Annotated in this window: 13 protein-coding genes; 3 read left to right on the top strand and 10 right to left on the bottom strand. The window is 41.0% G+C overall.

All coding sequences use genetic code 11. The features are described from left to right. Positions 1-114: 114 nt before the first annotated feature. Positions 115-747 carry a LemA family protein gene (locus tag M0221_RS02330; protein WP_483284246.1) on the bottom strand — a complete coding sequence of 211 codons (633 nt, stop codon included), beginning with the start codon at positions 745-747 and terminating at the stop codon, positions 115-117. A gap of 959 nt (positions 748-1,706) precedes the next feature. Between M0221_RS02330 and M0221_RS02325 the strand changes: the two genes are divergently transcribed. Beyond that, positions 1,707-3,257, top strand: a complete 1,551-nt coding sequence (locus tag M0221_RS02325; RefSeq protein WP_483284245.1) for an alanine/glycine:cation symporter family protein — start codon at positions 1,707-1,709, stop codon at positions 3,255-3,257. 286 nt (positions 3,258-3,543) lie between these two features. Here the strand turns inward: M0221_RS02325 and M0221_RS02320 are convergent, their stop codons facing one another. Both M0221_RS02320 and M0221_RS02315 read right to left on the bottom strand, forming a co-directional pair. Further along, a complete protein-coding gene (locus M0221_RS02320; protein ID WP_149492873.1) occupies positions 3,544-4,146 on the bottom strand; it encodes a fasciclin domain-containing protein in 603 nt (200 codons plus the stop codon). A gap of 339 nt (positions 4,147-4,485) precedes the next feature. Further along, positions 4,486-5,040 (bottom strand): fasciclin domain-containing protein, encoded by a 555-nt coding sequence (locus M0221_RS02315; protein WP_020442781.1) that lies wholly within the window; start codon positions 5,038-5,040, stop codon positions 4,486-4,488. A 554-nt stretch (positions 5,041-5,594) separates the two neighbouring features. Between M0221_RS02315 and metH the strand changes: the two genes are divergently transcribed. Beyond that, entirely contained in the window at positions 5,595-9,410 is a 3,816-nt protein-coding gene (metH, locus tag M0221_RS02310) for a methionine synthase (protein WP_483284244.1), read from the top strand. 19 nt (positions 9,411-9,429) lie between these two features. Continuing rightward, on the top strand, positions 9,430-11,517 hold the full coding sequence (locus M0221_RS02305; RefSeq protein WP_483284243.1) for an AAA family ATPase: 2,088 nt from the start codon (positions 9,430-9,432) through the stop codon (positions 11,515-11,517). Between the two features lies 1 nt (position 11,518). Here M0221_RS02305 and M0221_RS02300 read toward each other — a convergent pair whose 3' ends face one another. From M0221_RS02300 to M0221_RS02270, 7 genes are all read right to left on the bottom strand, one after another. Next, on the bottom strand, positions 11,519-12,019 hold the full coding sequence (locus tag M0221_RS02300; protein WP_333954504.1) for a hypothetical protein: 501 nt from the start codon (positions 12,017-12,019) through the stop codon (positions 11,519-11,521). A gap of 26 nt (positions 12,020-12,045) precedes the next feature. Next, positions 12,046-12,192: a DUF2256 domain-containing protein gene (locus tag M0221_RS02295; RefSeq protein ID WP_483284242.1), complete on the bottom strand. Its 147-nt coding sequence runs from the start codon at positions 12,190-12,192 to the stop codon at positions 12,046-12,048. A gap of 43 nt (positions 12,193-12,235) precedes the next feature. Then, positions 12,236-12,406 carry a DUF2256 domain-containing protein gene (locus M0221_RS02290; RefSeq protein WP_010196547.1) on the bottom strand — a complete coding sequence of 57 codons (171 nt, stop codon included), beginning with the start codon at positions 12,404-12,406 and terminating at the stop codon, positions 12,236-12,238. A gap of 29 nt (positions 12,407-12,435) precedes the next feature. Further along, entirely contained in the window at positions 12,436-13,458 is a 1,023-nt protein-coding gene (locus tag M0221_RS02285) for a Xaa-Pro aminopeptidase (protein WP_483284241.1), read from the bottom strand. Between the two features lie 241 nt (positions 13,459-13,699). Next, positions 13,700-14,188: an META domain-containing protein gene (locus M0221_RS02280; protein WP_483284240.1), complete on the bottom strand. Its 489-nt coding sequence runs from the start codon at positions 14,186-14,188 to the stop codon at positions 13,700-13,702. Positions 14,189-14,538: 350 nt separating this feature from the next. Continuing rightward, positions 14,539-15,651 (bottom strand): lipase secretion chaperone, encoded by a 1,113-nt coding sequence (locus M0221_RS02275; RefSeq protein ID WP_483284239.1) that lies wholly within the window; start codon positions 15,649-15,651, stop codon positions 14,539-14,541. 151 nt (positions 15,652-15,802) lie between these two features. Next, positions 15,803-16,858: a lipase family alpha/beta hydrolase gene (locus M0221_RS02270; RefSeq protein ID WP_483284238.1), complete on the bottom strand. Its 1,056-nt coding sequence runs from the start codon at positions 16,856-16,858 to the stop codon at positions 15,803-15,805. Positions 16,859-17,113 lie beyond the last annotated feature (255 nt).

Here is a 17,113-nt window from a genome sequence, read left to right as displayed (position 1 = left end):
TAGACGCAACCTATTCATACCAGTAAGAAACGCTAGGACGGCTACACAATTCGTTCAATAGATGAAGCATACCCGCGTGAAATAAACGCAGGATTCATCATTATTGATTTGCTGCTATTGCGCCGTCTTTGACTCGCCATTGTCAAAATCCACGCTTGGTGCAGTAGAAATCTCTTTTTCGTTCGCGACGCTAAAGTTTGGTTTAGCACTCACCCCAAACACTTTTGCCGTAATATTGGTTGGGAATTGACGTACGGTCGTATTGTAGCCCTGTACTTCTTGGATATAGCGGTTACGAGCGACGGCGATACGGTTTTCAGTACCTTCTAATTGCGCTTGCAAATCTTGGAACAGCGCATCAGATTTCAGTTCAGGATAACGCTCAGACACTGCCATCAAACGTGATAGTGCACCCGTCATCTGTTCTTGCGCCGCCGCATAACGCTCCATCGCTTCAGGATCATTGAGTACTTCTGGCGTTACGGTGATACCACCAGCGCGTGAGCGGGCTTCAGCCACTTGCGTAAAGACTTCCTGCTCTTGCTTGGCATACTGCTGTACTACTTTTACCAAGTTTGGCACCAAATCCGAGCGACGTTGATATTGGTTGACCACCTCTGACCACGAAGCCGTCACTTGCTCATCTTGAGCCTGAAGATTATTATAACCACAACCTGTCAAGCCGACAGTAGACGTGGCTAATACAGCTGATAGCAAGATGGATTTTACAATGGATTTACGGGTCATTGTGGATTCTCCTAATAATGATAAATATCAAACAACTGATAACAAGATTTTAAAATAACTTTTGACTGCTTTTTTTGATACTGACTTCAATACTATGACTATATAAGCTTATATTTTGTAGCCTACAATATGTTGTGCTAATAATGGCGCTATAACGCTTTTTTTACAATTCATCGTTACCAAAACACAACCGCAAGCAACGACTTGTAGCATAATCTCTCACTCTGTTTTGACTATGTATCTATATAACCTGACTTATTGAAAAATCATCCAAATTGAGATAAATCGACCTTATGCCATATTCTACGGTACTTCTTGTCATAATAAAGCTTGTCATAACATATATATAGCTGCTGCTAAGAAGAAATTTCTAGTAATTGGGTAAAAAATATGGCAAATTGCAGTTACGTAGCTGTACGGTTTGCATACATTTGGTAGTGGACTTATTTTCTTCATAGTACTAGCGATTCGTTTATTTATCATTTAAAAGGGTTAATAGACAGATAAATCATCGCTTTATGACTCTATTACGCAATTGTACTTAGCCGATACTGCTCATAGTAAGCTGAATACCATCGCGATGATGGGTATTTACAATTATAACCGCCTGTTTTATCCACTGGTTTATTTATAACAGCGTTTATGTTTATGGCAGGATGACGGATTACCAAAGTAAAGAGACAGTAAAAAGATGGCAACCATCGCCAATCAATTGATACTCATATATAAGTGCTATCAAGAGATGAGCAAATACAGCCAAACTTTGATAATAAACCAAGCGGATAAACACAGACAACTACAGTCCATTCTTGGTGACTATGTACATATGAAGCTTAAATCATTGTTTTAAGTACATGCAGATAATTTGAGTGGTTGGCTTTAATAAGGATATTAAACCGTTAACTCACTCTATGCATCCTCATATATAGTCATTTTGAGACAGTTGAAGGAATAGATATATGGAAGGTTTAGTCAATTTAGTAAACGGAATTATTTGGAGCCCTGCATTAATTTACTTATGCTTGGGCGCAGGTCTATTTTATTCCATCATGACGCGCTTTGTACAAGTACGTTTATTCGGTGAAATGGTCAGACTACTATTCACTGGTAAATCCAGTGCAGATGGTATCTCTTCATTCCAAGCCCTGGCAGTAGCCTTAGCTGGGCGTGTGGGTATGGGTAACATCGCAGGGGTAGCTGCGGCTATCGGTTTCGGTGGTCCTGGTGCCGTATTTTGGATGTGGGTTGTGGCGTTCTTAGGAGCTTCTACTGCTTACGTTGAATCTACGCTGGCACAGATTTATAAAGAAAGAGACGTCATCACTGGCGAATATCGCGGTGGCCCTGCTTACTATTTTGAGCGGGCACTTGGTCAAAAATGGTACGGTATCCTCTTCGCAATCGCTTCTATCTTAGCTTGTGGTATGTTCTTACCAGGTGTACAGGCAAATGGCGTTCTTAGTGCTTTCACGCAACTTATGGGTGAAGGTACTACTATGAACGTTGCAGGCCTAGAAGTCGGCTCTATGCGTCTGGTCGGCTTAGCCATCATCTTAGTCGTACTAGGTATCATCATTTTTGGTGGTATCAAGCGTATCGCAACGTTTACCGAGTATGCGGTTCCTTTCATGGCAGTCGGTTATATTGTCTTAGCTTTAATTATCATGTTCAGCAACTTCAGTTTGATCCCAGATATATTTGGTTTGATCATTAGTGATGCCTTTACGGCACAAGCTGGCTTTGGTGCTGCTATCGGTTGGGGTGTAAAACGTGGTATTTACTCTAACGAAGCCGGTCAAGGTACAGGTCCTCACGCTGCTGCTGCTGCTGAAGTTCAGCATCCATCACAGCAGGGTCTAGTACAGGCATTCTCAGTATATGTTGATACACTACTGGTTTGTTCTGCTACTGCCTTTATGATCCTGTCTACTGGTATGTACAATATTCAGGGTACTTTGCCAGAAGGTCAGTTCATTCTGCAAAATGTAGCCGCTACTACTGAAATCAATTCGCCTGCCTTTACCCAAATGGCAATGGAATCAGTATATGGTACTACTGGTAATGTCTTTATTGCAGTCGCTGTATTCTTCTTTGCCTTTACCACTATCTTGGCTTACTACTACATCGCTGAAGTGAACGTTGCTTACTTGACTCGCTTTATCGGGCGCGGTGCAAATAAGACAGGTTTGTTCTTAGTAAAAATCTTAATTATGGTAATGGTTGCTTACGGTGCTCTAAACTCAGCTGGTTACATCTGGGCAATTGGTGATATCGGTGTTGGCCTCATGGCTTGGCTCAATATTGTTGGTATTCTTGTTATCTTCTTTGTGGCTCGTCCGACGCTTACCATGCTTAAAGACTATGAAGCACAGCTTAAAGCAGGTGTAACACGCTATACATTTGATCCTGCAAAATTCGGTATCAAAAACGCGCCTTATTGGGAAGAGCGTCATCTAAAAGAACAACAAAGAATAGCGGCACAAGATACTTTAAATAAAGAGCATCGTTAATCCTCTGTAAAGTATTTGCCTACTAGCCAGTTATTAAAAAAGCCCGAGACCATTGTCTTGGGTTTTTTTGTATGTGCGCTCTTGCCTCTTTTCTACTATATTCAGTCCTAAATAAAAGAAATACAAATGTTATAAAGTACTACTGGATTCCTTATACATTGCATCGACTCAAATTATTAGCAGCAATTATTAGGCAGCAAAAAGCCCAGCTCAATGGCTAGGCTTTATGTATTTTTACATCATTTACTTTCTACAAGAAAGACTTAATAAGTCTATTAACCAAAACTTATTTAGGCAATAAAACTGTATCAATTACATGCACTACACCATTGGTTGCCATCATATCAGTGCCAACGATATTGGCGGTATTACCATTTGAATCTGTAATGACATTGGCATCACTAATCGTGATGGTTTGACCATTCGCCGTTTCAATCGCAGTACCGTAAGGAATATCAGCGGCTTTTACAACCATAGGTACGACATGGTATGGAAGCACACTTTTTAGCGTCGCTTGATCAGCAAGTAATTCTTCTTTGGTAATGTTCAACTTAGTCAATAAAGCAGCAAATGCATCATCAGTAGGTGCAAATACTGTGTACTTGTCTTCAGCCATCAGCATCGAATCAAGCCCAGCTGCCTGTAGTGCAGCGGTCAAGATGGTCAAGTCTTTATTGCCAGCTGCCATCTCACCAATAGTCTGCGTAGCTGCTGCTTCAGGGGCAACATCCGCTTCAACCATTGGTTCAGCTGCGACTTCTGGCTCAACGACTACATCAGTGGTTGCTTCTGGCTCAACTGGCTCAGCAACGACTTCTTTATCGTTACAAGCTGCTAATGACATTGCTGCCGCCACAACGGCGATAGATAGTAAGTTCTTTTTTAACATAAGACATTCCTTTGATATTAATAACTATTGAGTGAATAAAAATTTGATAAGTATTGATTCGATAAGTAATAATTTTTGCATAAACAGTTTTTTTAAAATGCACAATACTGTTTAGAATATGACATTCTTTAAAGGGACGTTATCTGAAATCATCTACAATATTAACTGATTGATTTTTAATTGATATATTCTTAGGTAGTAGCACTGTAGCAATCACGTATATAACACAGGCGTTTCGTTATCTGAATCTATAACGAATTTAAGAGCTGCGTAGAACAGCTCTTAAACGATTGATCTTATACGCATATAATGGCTAGTTTATAAAACCTTGCCAAAAGACTATCTAGGCATTAGAACTCTATCAATCACATGTACCACACCATTACTGGCAGTAATGTCCGTTTTTAAAAGATTTGCTGTACGTCCACTTTCATCCATCAATTTGCCTTGGGCTGTGACCATAAGCGTGTCCATGCTTAGCATGGTTATATTGCCTGGTCTAACATCCTTGGCATAAATAGGTGCTGCAGCGTTAATCACGTGATAGCTTAAGATTTTAGTCAATAGTGGTTTATTGGCAAAGAGCTGTGCTTTGGTCATGTTATTTTCTTGTAACGCTTGCATAAAGGCAGCATTGGTTGGCGCAAGAATCGTATAGTTGGCATTAGGATTAGAGAGCGCGCCCGCTAAATCAGCGGCAACGACAGCTTCTACGAGTACAGAGAAGTCAGGATTGCTTTGGGCAATTTGTACTACATTCATTTTTGCCATTGATTGGCTATGCATGGGCGCTTTCATAGGAGCGCTTTTGGCTGGCATCATATTGTTACAAGCACTTAGACCTGCAATTGAAACAGCTAAAGTACCAATAGCAGCGATTTTGATGATTTTCATAACATTATCCTTAATGAGTAAATATCTATAATCTGTTGGTTTTTATCTGGTATGTCAGATGAGATTGGCTTTCCTTAGCAGCAACGCTTAACGATATAATCACTGATTTGATAATGCATGATTAGCCATGAAAAATAATATATAGGCAAACTTGCAAATAAAATCATCAACCCTTACTAATAAGCACTGCTTATGAAACATCAATCCTTCTGAAATTAAATTAACATATCCTTAAGTGGCGTAAACGGCTATTTACGCTACTTTTTGTGGTGTGCATGTAATCTGTATTTGCATTATAAAGTGATACTTTTACGTTTATAATCATAAGTAAAGCTTTCTGTAACCCTAAAGATAAATGATATTCATTTGTGCTCACACGCTTTATGCAATAGACTTTGATAACCTGACATTGGCAATATATTTTCTGCTAAAATCATCTGTATTTATTTACTATTTTTTACTGGCATTGATGGTTTTGACGTCTTCTCTATTAAAAATTATAACGACTTTTTCCTCTTCTTTTTTATAACATTGACTCTATAAGCAGCGCTCCTATGACTCCAACAGCCCGTTCTCAAACTGATACCTCTTCAACCAATCTAACTGACGCCAGTAACCCAAATGCCAATCCCAATGACTTTATATTGACGCCGCCTGCTGTATTCCCTTATAAGGATCAGCAGCTAACGGCGCGAGCGCGCATTACAGAGCAAATGGCAGCACGGATTTTGATGCTCGATGGCGCCATGGGCACGCATATTCAGAACTATAAATTAGAGGAAGCGGACTATCGCGGTGAGCGCTTTGCTGATATCAAGCAAGATGTCCGCGGCAATAATGATTTATTGGTGCTGACGCAGCCACATATGATTAAAGAGATTCATTTGGCGCATTTGGAATCCGGCGCTGATATTATCGAGACCAATAGCTTTAACGGTACGCGGCTGTCGATGGCAGACTATGATATGCAGTATCTGGTGCCTGAGCTGAATAAAACGGCTGCTAAGATTGCCCGCGAAGCCGCTGACGAATACACTGCGAAGAATCCAGAAAAACCACGCTTTGTCGCTGGCGTTATTGGTCCGACATCGCGTACTTGCTCGCTATCGCCTGACGTTAATGACCCCGCCTTTCGTAATATTACCTTTGATGAATTGGTGCTGAACTATCGCGAAGCAACCTTGGCGCTAATGGAAGGTGGCGTTGATATCATTTTGATTGAGACTATTTTTGATACGCTCAATGCCAAAGCAGCAATATTTGCCGTCACAGGCGTCTTTGATGATATCGGATTTGAATTGCCAATTATGATTTCAGGCACGATTACCGATGCGTCAGGTCGCACCTTATCTGGGCAAACGGCTGAAGCTTTTTATAACTCCATTCGTCATGCCAAACCGCTATCCGTTGGCTTTAACTGTGCGCTCGGTGCGGACGCGCTTAGACCCCATATCCAAACACTATCGAATATTGCCAATACTTATGTCTCTGCGCATCCAAATGCTGGTCTGCCTAATGAGTTTGGTGAATATGATGAAACTGCCGATGAAACAGCTGCACTGCTTGAAGGCTTTGCCAAAGCTGGTATCTTAAATATCGTTGGTGGCTGTTGTGGTACAACACCTGAGCATATCCGTCAAATCGCTAATATGGTAGCAAAGTACCCACCGCGCATTATTCCTGAGATTCCGCCTGCCTGCCGCTTATCTGGTCTTGAGCCATTTACCATCAATAAAGACAGTCTATTCGTCAACGTTGGTGAGCGTACCAACGTTACGGGTTCGAAGAAATTCTTACGCCTAATCAAAACCGAAGCTTATCTTGAGGCGCTTGACGTTGCCCGTGACCAAGTCGAAGGCGGCGCACAAATCGTCGACATCAACATGGACGAAGGAATGCTTGACTCTAAACAAGCGATGATTCACTTTGTGAACCTCGTATCAGGCGAGCCAGACATCAGCCGTGTGCCGTTGATGCTGGACTCATCAAAATGGGATATTATCGAAGAAGGTCTTAAGCGCACTCAAGGTAAGTGTGTCGTCAACTCTATCTCATTAAAAGAAGGTCACGCTGAGTTCGTCGAACGTGCCAAGCTCTGTATGCGCTATGGTGCCGCTATTATCGTCATGGCATTCGATGAAGATGGACAGGCGGATACCTTTGAGCGTAAAACTCAGATTTGTAAACGCAGCTATGATGTGTTGGTCGATGAAGTGGGCTTCCCTTCTGAAGATATTATCTTTGACCCCAATATTTTTGCGGTTGCTACCGGTATCACTGAGCACAATAACTACGGTGCCGACTTTATTAACGCGACCAAATGGATTACGGAAAATCTGCCCAATGCGATGGTTTCAGGCGGTGTCTCTAACGTCTCGTTTAGTTTCCGTGGTAACCCGATTCGTGAAGCCATCAATTCTGTATTCCTTTATCATGCGATTCAAAACGGCTTAACGATGGGTATCGTCAACCCCGCCATGCTTGAGCTGTATGATGACATTCCTGTCGAGGCACGCGATGCCATCGAAGATGTGATGCTTAATCGCAACCAAGGCGAAACTGGGCAAGATGCCACCGAACGTCTGATGACCATCGCTGAAAACTATCAAGATGGCGGTAAGAAAAAAGACAGCACCGTCGATATGACATGGCGTGAAGGTACGGTCGAAGAACGGATTGCTCATGCGTTGGTAAAAGGGATTACCACCTTTATCGAAGCGGATACTAAAGAAGCGTGGGAGAAATATCCGCGCCCACTGGAGGTCATCGAAGGGCCATTGATGGATGGTATGAATATCGTCGGTGACTTATTTGGTGCCGGTAAAATGTTCTTACCTCAGGTAGTAAAATCTGCGCGCGTCATGAAGCAGTCGGTCGCGTGGCTGAACCCGTACATTGAAGCTGAAAAAGTCGAGGGTGAAAAGAAAGGTAAAATTCTCATGGCAACGGTCAAAGGTGACGTCCATGATATCGGTAAAAATATCGTCGGCGTGGTACTCGGCTGTAATGGCTATGATATTGTCGATTTGGGCGTCATGGTACCTTGTGAGAAAATCCTTGATACCGCGATAGCTGAGAAAGTCGATATTATTGGCTTATCAGGTCTGATTACCCCAAGCCTTGATGAAATGGTCTATGTCGCCAAGCAAATGCAAGAGCGTGGCATGACTTTGCCATTGATGATCGGTGGTGCAACGACCTCAAAAGCGCATACGGCGGTCAAAGTCGAACCACAATACCAAAATAATGGTGTCATCTATGTAGCGGATGCCTCACGCTCTGTCGGCGTAGTGACCAAGCTACTGTCAAAAGAGAATTGCCAAGGTCTCATTGATGAAACCCGCGAAGAATATATCAAGGTGCGTGAGCGTCTGGCTAAGCGCCAACCAAAGGCGGCGAAGGTCACATATGCCGAATCGGTCAAGATTGGCTTTCAGTATGATTGGGACAACTATGTGCCACCGACGCCTAATAAATTAGGGCAAGTGATCTTTGACGACTATCCTATCACTAACCTGCTGCCTTATATCGATTGGACACCGTTCTTTATCTCTTGGGGACTTGCTGGCAAATATCCGAAAATATTGCAAGACGATGTGGTTGGCGAAGCGGCGCGTGATTTGTTCGATAATGCTAATGAGCTGATGCAAAAGATGATTGATGAGCAATTAATCGTCGCAAAAGGCGTGTTTAAACTCATGCCAGCTCGTCGTACTGGCGCGGATACCGTCACCGTTTATGATAAAGCACCGACTAAGGGCGGCATAGCAGAATATCAATTTGAGCACTTACGTCAACAAAGTGACAAAGCCAGCGGCAAGCCAAACTTTAGCTTGGCAGACTTTATCTCACCATCAGATATGTACACGGATTATCTTGGCGGCTTTACCGTTTCGATCGTTGGAACAGAAGCGCTGGCTGAGAAGTATAAAGCGGCTGGTGACGACTATAATGCCATTATGGTACAAGCCTTGTCCGACCGCTTAGCCGAAGCCTTTGCCGAACATTTACATGAGCTGATTCGTAAAGAGTATTGGGGCTATCAGCCGACTGAGTCACTCACTAATGATGAGATGATTAAAGAAAAATATGTTGGTATTCGCCCTGCGCCTGGCTACCCTGCCTGCCCTGAACATACCGAAAAAGGCAAACTGTTTGAATGGCTTGGTACGGGCGATGCCATCGGTACGACCTTGACTGAAAGCTATGCGATGTGGCCTGCGTCATCAGTCAGCGGCTTTTATTACTCACATCCTGATAGTGAGTACTTTAACGTCGGTAAGATCAGCAGCGATCAGTTAGAGAGCTATGCTGAGCGTAAAGGCTGGGATATAAAAACTGCTGAGAAGTGGTTAAATCCGAACTTGTAGTATTATTTAGGTTGTAGATATGAAAGAAGCTATGAAGCTTTGGTTTAAGGAAGGATATACAGATTTCGATTCAAGCGAGGGCTTGAATCGAAACAATCCTTTTGAATTAAAGCGTTTGAATATTATTGTGGGCGCAAATAACTCTGGTAAAAGTCGTTTTATGCGGGAGTTAGCTTGTAAAATTCATATCGACGAAATATCTTTAAAAAACTTAACTTCTTATTTGCAGTTGTTGCAAAAAGTAGGTGTGTTACTTAATATGTTCTCTGTAAATGATGAATGGAACACAAGTGCCTTCGAGTTTAATAGCTTTAATGTCATAAAAAATAATTACACTTCAAACTTGGAGAAGCTTACTCAAATTAAAGATCAGGTTAATTTAGCGATAGCTAGAGCTAACTATCCATCTCAAAGTAGTCATCCAACAGCCTATAAAATATATGACTTATATCGTAGGCAGAGCTACAACGATAATTCTTATTCCAAGTTATTTGATGAGCTACAAAATATTATTGAAGAACTATTTAGTTTAGAAGCAGGATATGAACTTATAAACATATCAGCTTTAAAGATTTTTTATATAAACTCTTTGAGAAGCTTAAAACACTTTAAGCCTTTAGAGTCCTTAGCTGAGTCTGAAATTGAAAAAATAATATCCAATAAGAATGATATTTTAATTCATAAAAGTACAATTGCACCAGATAAGGAAGATCATACTCAAGTAACCAATAAAGATATTTTAGATAAACTAAGAAAAAACATGCTTTTACTTAGAGTTTACAAAGATTATGACTTTTTAGATCATCAAATAGTGACAGGCGAAGACTTCTTTGAATTTCTAACAGACTCACTACTAGGAATGCCTGAAGAACGTCAAAGAATTGACGATTATCAAGCTAAACTTTCTCATTACTTTTTCAATAATGAAGTTGTCACTCTTATACCTCATCGTAAAGATGATAGTTTGCATATCAAAATTGGAGAAGCAGAACAGTTTCCTATCTCGCAACTAGGTGATGGCTTGCAACAAATTATTATCCTTACTTATAAGGCCTTCTTAACCACTGAACCTTCTTTCTTTTTTATCGAAGAGCCAGAAATGCATTTGCACGCCGGCTATGTTAAGCAGTTAATGAAATTTTTATTGAATGAAACTGATCATTACTATATGGCAACTAGTCATTCTAATTACTTGCTCGATATGATAAATGAAGATAAACGTATTTCTTTATATCGTGTAGATAAAGAAAATGTTGGTAATGAAGAAAACAAATACAAAACTGTAATTAGACGCTGTGATGGTGACCGCACTATACTACAAACGCTTGGTGTATCTCCTTCGTCGGTCTTCTTAGCTAATTGCACTGTTTGGATTGAAGGCATTACTGATCGCCTATATTTCGTCCAATATTTAAAAAAGTACTTGGATGAGTTAAAGGTAATTGATGAAGATAAGTGGGAAGATTATTCACGCTTTATAGATGGCTATCACTATGCGTTTGTAGAATATCAAGGTTCAAACTTAGAACATTGGGATTTCGAAGTTGATTCTTTAGAGGATGTGGACAGCGGCAAGAACAAGGGTCTAAATGCAGTACTTGTCACTTCTAACGCTCTAGTAATAGCAGACTCAGACTTAAAGAAAAAACCTAGATTCAATGAGCTGGAACAACAGCTAGGGGATAAGATTGCGATTACTCAAGGTAAGGAGACCGAAAACTCATTGCCTAGGAAATTTCTCGTAAAGAAGTTTTTTGAGATGTGTCCTGACAATGGATTAGCTAAACAAGGGAACAAAAAAAAGCTAGCTTACAGCGATGAGTATAAAAAATATTTTACAGATAGCTATCAAATATCACCTAAAGGGATAGGTAAATATTTTGATACAGCTCTAAATAAAATGCGTAAAGATGGAGTTTTACCTCAGTTAGAAACTAATGAAACATCTTTTTCTTTTTCAGATGGAAACCAAGGCACTATTAAGAGTAAAACTAATTTCTGCCAAGACATAGTTGAACTGATGCAGAGTGAGCGATGGGAGCTAACACCATCAGCCACAGAATTATGCGAATCAATATTTCAGCATATAAAGGATAATAATCACTAGTTTAGAATTTTGGAACGAACAATACATCGTATAAAGCTTCTATACTGTCGTATTTAGTGAATTGTCCTTTATTAATCATGCGTATGTTAGGTCGTTCCGCTTTTAAACCATTAGCATTCGCTTTGGTATGCTTTGCAACTTTAGCATTTTCTAATCCAGTTAATGGTTTTCCTGCCACTGCGCCAAAAAAGTAGAAAGATTTTAACTCTAATGTATCTTCATCAAATAGTATCCAAACAATACATCCTGAAGGCTTATTGGCTAAGCGAACATTAACTTTTTGACCTGATGTCTTCGCACCAAATTTTGAAGTCTTTAGTTGAATATGACGAATGATGTTATTATCTTCGAGGACAACATCGCAACCTGCGTTGTCAACTTCAGGTTTCATGACCTCTAATTGACAATCGTCCTTTAGCCACGATAACTTAAGCATTTCACCAATAAATAAGTGTTCAATAAGCTTTTCTCGAAAGCTTGAATATTCAAAATGTTCACTCATAATTCACCTTAATATTTTGAAGTAACTCAATCTACTTTACTTTTCCCACGCCGACAACGCTCCGAACAATAAATCACCTGTTCCCAATCCTTTTCCCATTTCTTGCGCCAAGTAAAAGGACGCTGACAAACGGGGCAGATTTTTTGCGGTAGGTTTGCTTTTTTATGTGCCATTGTCTGCTCCCATTTCCCTATATCTCTACTTCATCATTAACGCCTATTTATCTTCTTTTTGATGATCCAGCCCTTCATACTTTTTAACACGGCGGCATTGGTCGGAGCAATAGACCATGCTCTCCCAGTTTTTATCCAACTTTTTAGTCCAACTAAATTCGCGTTCGCAGACAGGACAGAGTTTTTTGCGGACGTTCTTCTTTTTATGCGCCATGATATTTCCCTTTAAATTAAAAAAATCGCTTAACGACCCCAAATTGGTGAGCGCACTACTCCGCCCGTTTTACTACTAATCGCATAACTGGTATTCCCTGCTAAAGAATGGATAACTAAGCTACCGCCATTTTGACTGCTTTGACCTCCTACTTGTCCACCCAAATTTGACTGACGTGTTGGATAGAGGGCGTATTGTCCAGAAGGTGATAGGCGCGCAGGCTCATCGAGTCCCGTTTCTGCCAGATTGATGACTTGTCCTGTGGTAAGCATCATTACTGCCGCTTTGCGACCATTGAGATATGCCAAACGTTGACTATCTAAGCTAAGCTGAGGACTGGCAGCATAGCCTCCCGTCGATATCAGCGCGGCGTTGCCCGTGGCAAAGCTATAACGATAAATGCTTGGGCGACCAGCGCGGACTTTATCACTGGTATAGACAAAGCTCTGCCCATCGCTGGCATAGCTTGGCTGCACTTCAGTACTCGGTAGCGTGGTAAGCTGTTTGGTACTGCCATCACTAAGCTGCATCTCATATATATCGGCATTGCCGCCGACAGTTGAGCTATAGAGCAGCTTTTTGCCATCGGGTGAGAATGACGGTGATAAATTGCTACCTTCTGCGTTGACGACCAAATTATGACTACCACTTTTGACATCGTAAATATAAATCTTTGGATGCTGACGCGCGGCTTGTTTGCTATAAGCAAGCATTTGACCATCCGCTGACCACGTAGGCGCGTAGATATAGCCATTTAGCTGATCAATCAATTGACGCCTGCTACCATCGGGGCGGATACGATATAGCGTCGAGACCTTGGCAGCACCCACGCCTTGCTCCTCTACATAAGCAATATAGCCTTGTCGATCTATTGCTGGCATGCCAATAGTGAGCGGATTATTCATAGCCATCGTGCTAGGCGCTTTGGACAAAGCAGTTGGCATGGCCTGGCAGCCTGTTAATACCGCCAGCATTGAAAGCATGATAATAGGAACAGTACTGTTTCGCCTACGAATATTAACAGTCGGTTTTAAGACAGTGGTTTTTAACATAAGATAAAGTCCTATAGAGCCATTCGATATAAGCTATTTAAAACGTGCAACTTACTATTAATAATATTAAGTAGAAGAGTGCTGAATGAAATATAAGTCATCAGGAACAGCGATGTCGCTAGTGTAACGCAGATTGGTCTCTTCTTTTAAACAAAAATTTTAGACGAAAAAATGCCCCACTGCTAAGTGAGGCATTTTTTATATACGGTTATAATATAACGATAGTAACTGACTGTCTCTATTATTTAGCAACCGCTTTAAAATGAGCGACTTGACTGCTATTTTTGATGGTCAAGATAGGCGTGTTGTTTGCATTGGTGCTGATGCTATATTTACCTTGTACCGTAGCAAGCGTCGCTGTATCAAAGCTAGCTTGTGGCTCAGGACATGCCATCATAGTAGATAGAACATTGCCTAATACAACATTGCCATTTACAACTTTATAGTTAGAACCCATGTTATTACAAGTATTGACAAACGCAACACGGTCATTGCCGTTGTCTTTGAAGAATTTTAGAGTAAGTGGTTTGGCTGGATCAAAGAATAGCTGAGTGACTTTATCGCCATTTGCGCGCTTTGCATCAACAAGCTGCCAATCATATGCTTGTAGTGCATTAGCAGTAATTGGTTGAGTCACAGGTGCCGTTACGATAGGAGCAGTTTGGCAACCAGCAGCCAATGTACCTACAGCAAGGGTCGCAGCCATCATCATTTTAGTCATGTTTTTCATATACACTCCTATAAGTTTCAAATATTAATATACATAATAAGATATTCATTGTTTATTATTTTAATCAGTAGCGTTTGCTCTGATCAATTTATTGTTTTCTTTAGTCTAAACAATGGGGCTATTATGCCTATTTCTCATAAGCCTATCATGATAGATTGAGTACCAATTAACGCTATATTTGTACCATTTTACGGTATTTTTGCTAATATGCCTTGTTAAGCCAGTTATTAACTGCTAACAAACAATCTTTTGTCTTATTCTTAAGAATTGCTTTACTGGCTAAAAGCTTATCAAGCGATATTTACGGTTTTTACTTACCTTTGGATTCATATCTATAGCCTGTCTTTTGGTTAATTTGTATCGGTAGCTTTCTGCTGCTGTAGGGCGGCATAGCCTGTTAAACGCTTGCGTTCAGAGTCGCTAAACAATTGCCTTTCAATCTGATTGATTTGAGCTTGTGATTGCGTTTGTGATTGATTGACGCTTTGTTTTAGAAGCTGCTGTTTTTGTGCTTGGTACTGCTTGAAACGCTTATCGAAGCTAGCGTCTGCTTGATCTACTTGCGCTAAACGTGCTGCCGCTGGTGCACCGACCAGCTCACGACGCATATTATACAGCGCTTCAGGTGTGGCACCTTTTGCTTGCATTTGCTCTGTACGTGTCATCAGCTCGTTTAGATTGGCTTGCTGGGCGATATTGGTTTTGGTTGCATTGTCTGGCATACGACTGATGTAATCTTGTTTTGCGGCATCTTTTTGCGCCTCAGACAGCTGAGAATTCTGACTGATTCTGACCATCTCCATACTATAGTCGTCATACTCATCTTCTGTCCCAAAGAAAGCGATAATGGTGTCTTTATCAAAATGCTGTTGGCGCAATCTAGCGACATCTTGTTTCTGCTGAGCGACGACACTTAAATCCAGCTCGCCACTTTGGGTCGCTTGCAATTGCAGCGTACCGTATTTTTTCTCAATCTCAGGTATGGCCTTGAGATAAGCCACATATTGATCAAATATAACCACCGCTTGACTGGCGGCTGGCTCTGGCGTATGACTGCGAATATAACTCTCTACGCGAGCGTAAATAGCTGATTCCTCTTCTTCACCAAGCGCTGATAAAAAATAATCAAACAAACGCCTTAAGCCTTCTGTGATGACCAGTTGCTTGTTTTCATCAATAATAATCTCACCATCGACATCTGTCCCTTGTAAGGAACGCGGTAGACTCTCAAGTCCTGTGGTAAATTTAATTATGTTTTGATTCGATTTTTGGCTCATATTGCTATCAGAGCTCGCTTGATCTACTGTATTAGCGTTAGCTTGATTGTCTAGTGTTATAGCATCCGCTTGAGAAAAAGCGTTGCTATTGTTAACAGGCTTAAACCACCAAATAATCGCTACTATTAGAACGACTATCACAGCAATAATAATGGACAATAAGGGTGAACGGCGATTATTTGACATAACGACAATATCTTATTTAATCAATCGGTTTATGTAGAGATTTATGATAAATAAAAATGGATAAAGAAAAAGGGTCATTTTAGTATTGACCCTTTTTCTATAAAAGCTATGAATCATAAAAGCTGTGAATCTGCTAACTCGTCTATGAACGTTATAAATTAGCTTTTTTCAAGCGATTGACTTGATCACGATACAAGGTTTTTGGGTCAGGCTGCCCCCATGCGGTCAAACCCAAAAGCTGGTTGGCTGAATCTAAGTGATTCATACGATAATCATCTCGAATCACATAACCCAGTCGGCTTGAGCACGCAGATACCAAGCCATCATTTGGATCATTGTCAAAACTTGTTCCTGTCAGCGCGAGCATATAATCACTAGGATCAAGACCATTGGTTATTTGCCCAACACCACTAAATGAGTAGTACTTGATACCATTGGCTTCAGTGCCAGTAGGCTGTCCACAATAGCTGGTCGGCATCGCCGCAGGAAATTTAGCATTAAACTTGGCAGCACCATCAGTTGATAACGCGACAGCTGTATTCCAAGCTTCTTGTTTATTGAGTTCTGTCGGGCTCGTACCTGAACCGACATCCGTAACGCCACCGAATAGCTGAAAGAACACAGATACCGCTTGGGTAGCCAAGCTATCCTCAGAAAGCGTTCGCATAACAGCATCCGCCGTTTTTGATCCTTGCTCTGGACTGCCAATCGCAGTGACAGAAGCAACATATTCTGGTGCCACGCCAGCGACATAACGAATATCAATACCACCTTGGCTATGACCCAATAAGTTCACTTTTGGGCTGCCTGAAATGGCACTGATGGTTTTTATTTTCTGTAAAAGTTGCTCGCCACGAATTTCGCTATTGTTAAAAGAGGATGTTTTTGTGGTATATACTTGACTGCCACCGCTCATGAGTGTTTCAGGAATACCATAAAAATAATCAACCAAGCCGAACATCTTAGTAAACCCTGCCATACCATGTGCGAGTACTACTGGGTATTTGGTTTTGGTATAATCTGAGGTGAAATATTGACTACTTACGAGCTGGCAGCCGTCAGCATTGGCGCAGTTATAATACTGTCCAGCTGCCTGAGCAGAGGTAGCTTGCATAGTCATCAAAAGCGCACCGGTGACAATGGCACCTAATGACGGTAAAAATGCGCTCGGCGTTAGCACAGCGCGCAGAGAAGGTTTTAGAGTCATAACAACATCCTTGTTATTGTAAACGTGATTCTATCTTTATATTGCCTTATCTCTTGCATCCTGCACAAAGCTATAAAGAGGTCTGCTAAATCATTTAGCGAACAAAATTACAATACTTATATATTCCGTAACATTCAACTTTTTTTTGACATTAGCAGCTCTATCCTAGTGACTATATAGTCACATTAGCGTATATAAAGTCATTTAATATCAATACGATTGAAATATTCAATAACTTGCATTCAAGCAGCAACT

Source organism: Psychrobacter sp. ANT206, assembly GCF_056880555.1.
The sequence above is the reverse complement of the archived record's forward strand: the minus strand, read 5'-3'. Positions and strand labels throughout refer to the sequence as shown.

Excerpts from the sequence above, each read along its gene's own strand:
- M0221_RS02330 (WP_483284246.1), bottom strand. The coding sequence starts at position 747 with ATGACCCGTAAATCCATTGTAAAATCCATCTTGCTATCAGCTGTATTA.
- M0221_RS02325 (WP_483284245.1), top strand. The coding sequence starts at position 1,707 with ATGGAAGGTTTAGTCAATTTAGTAAACGGAATTATTTGGAGCCCTGCA.
- M0221_RS02320 (WP_149492873.1), bottom strand. The coding sequence starts at position 4,146 with ATGTTAAAAAAGAACTTACTATCTATCGCCGTTGTGGCGGCAGCAATG.
- M0221_RS02315 (WP_020442781.1), bottom strand. The coding sequence starts at position 5,040 with ATGAAAATCATCAAAATCGCTGCTATTGGTACTTTAGCTGTTTCAATT.
- metH (WP_483284244.1), top strand. The coding sequence starts at position 5,595 with ATGACTCCAACAGCCCGTTCTCAAACTGATACCTCTTCAACCAATCTA.
- M0221_RS02305 (WP_483284243.1), top strand. The coding sequence starts at position 9,430 with ATGAAAGAAGCTATGAAGCTTTGGTTTAAGGAAGGATATACAGATTTC.
- M0221_RS02300 (WP_333954504.1), bottom strand. The coding sequence starts at position 12,019 with ATGAGTGAACATTTTGAATATTCAAGCTTTCGAGAAAAGCTTATTGAA.
- M0221_RS02295 (WP_483284242.1), bottom strand. The coding sequence starts at position 12,192 with ATGGCACATAAAAAAGCAAACCTACCGCAAAAAATCTGCCCCGTTTGT.
- M0221_RS02290 (WP_010196547.1), bottom strand. The coding sequence starts at position 12,406 with ATGGCGCATAAAAAGAAGAACGTCCGCAAAAAACTCTGTCCTGTCTGC.
- M0221_RS02285 (WP_483284241.1), bottom strand. The coding sequence starts at position 13,458 with ATGTTAAAAACCACTGTCTTAAAACCGACTGTTAATATTCGTAGGCGA.
- M0221_RS02280 (WP_483284240.1), bottom strand. The coding sequence starts at position 14,188 with ATGAAAAACATGACTAAAATGATGATGGCTGCGACCCTTGCTGTAGGT.
- M0221_RS02275 (WP_483284239.1), bottom strand. The coding sequence starts at position 15,651 with ATGTCAAATAATCGCCGTTCACCCTTATTGTCCATTATTATTGCTGTG.
- M0221_RS02270 (WP_483284238.1), bottom strand. The coding sequence starts at position 16,858 with ATGACTCTAAAACCTTCTCTGCGCGCTGTGCTAACGCCGAGCGCATTT.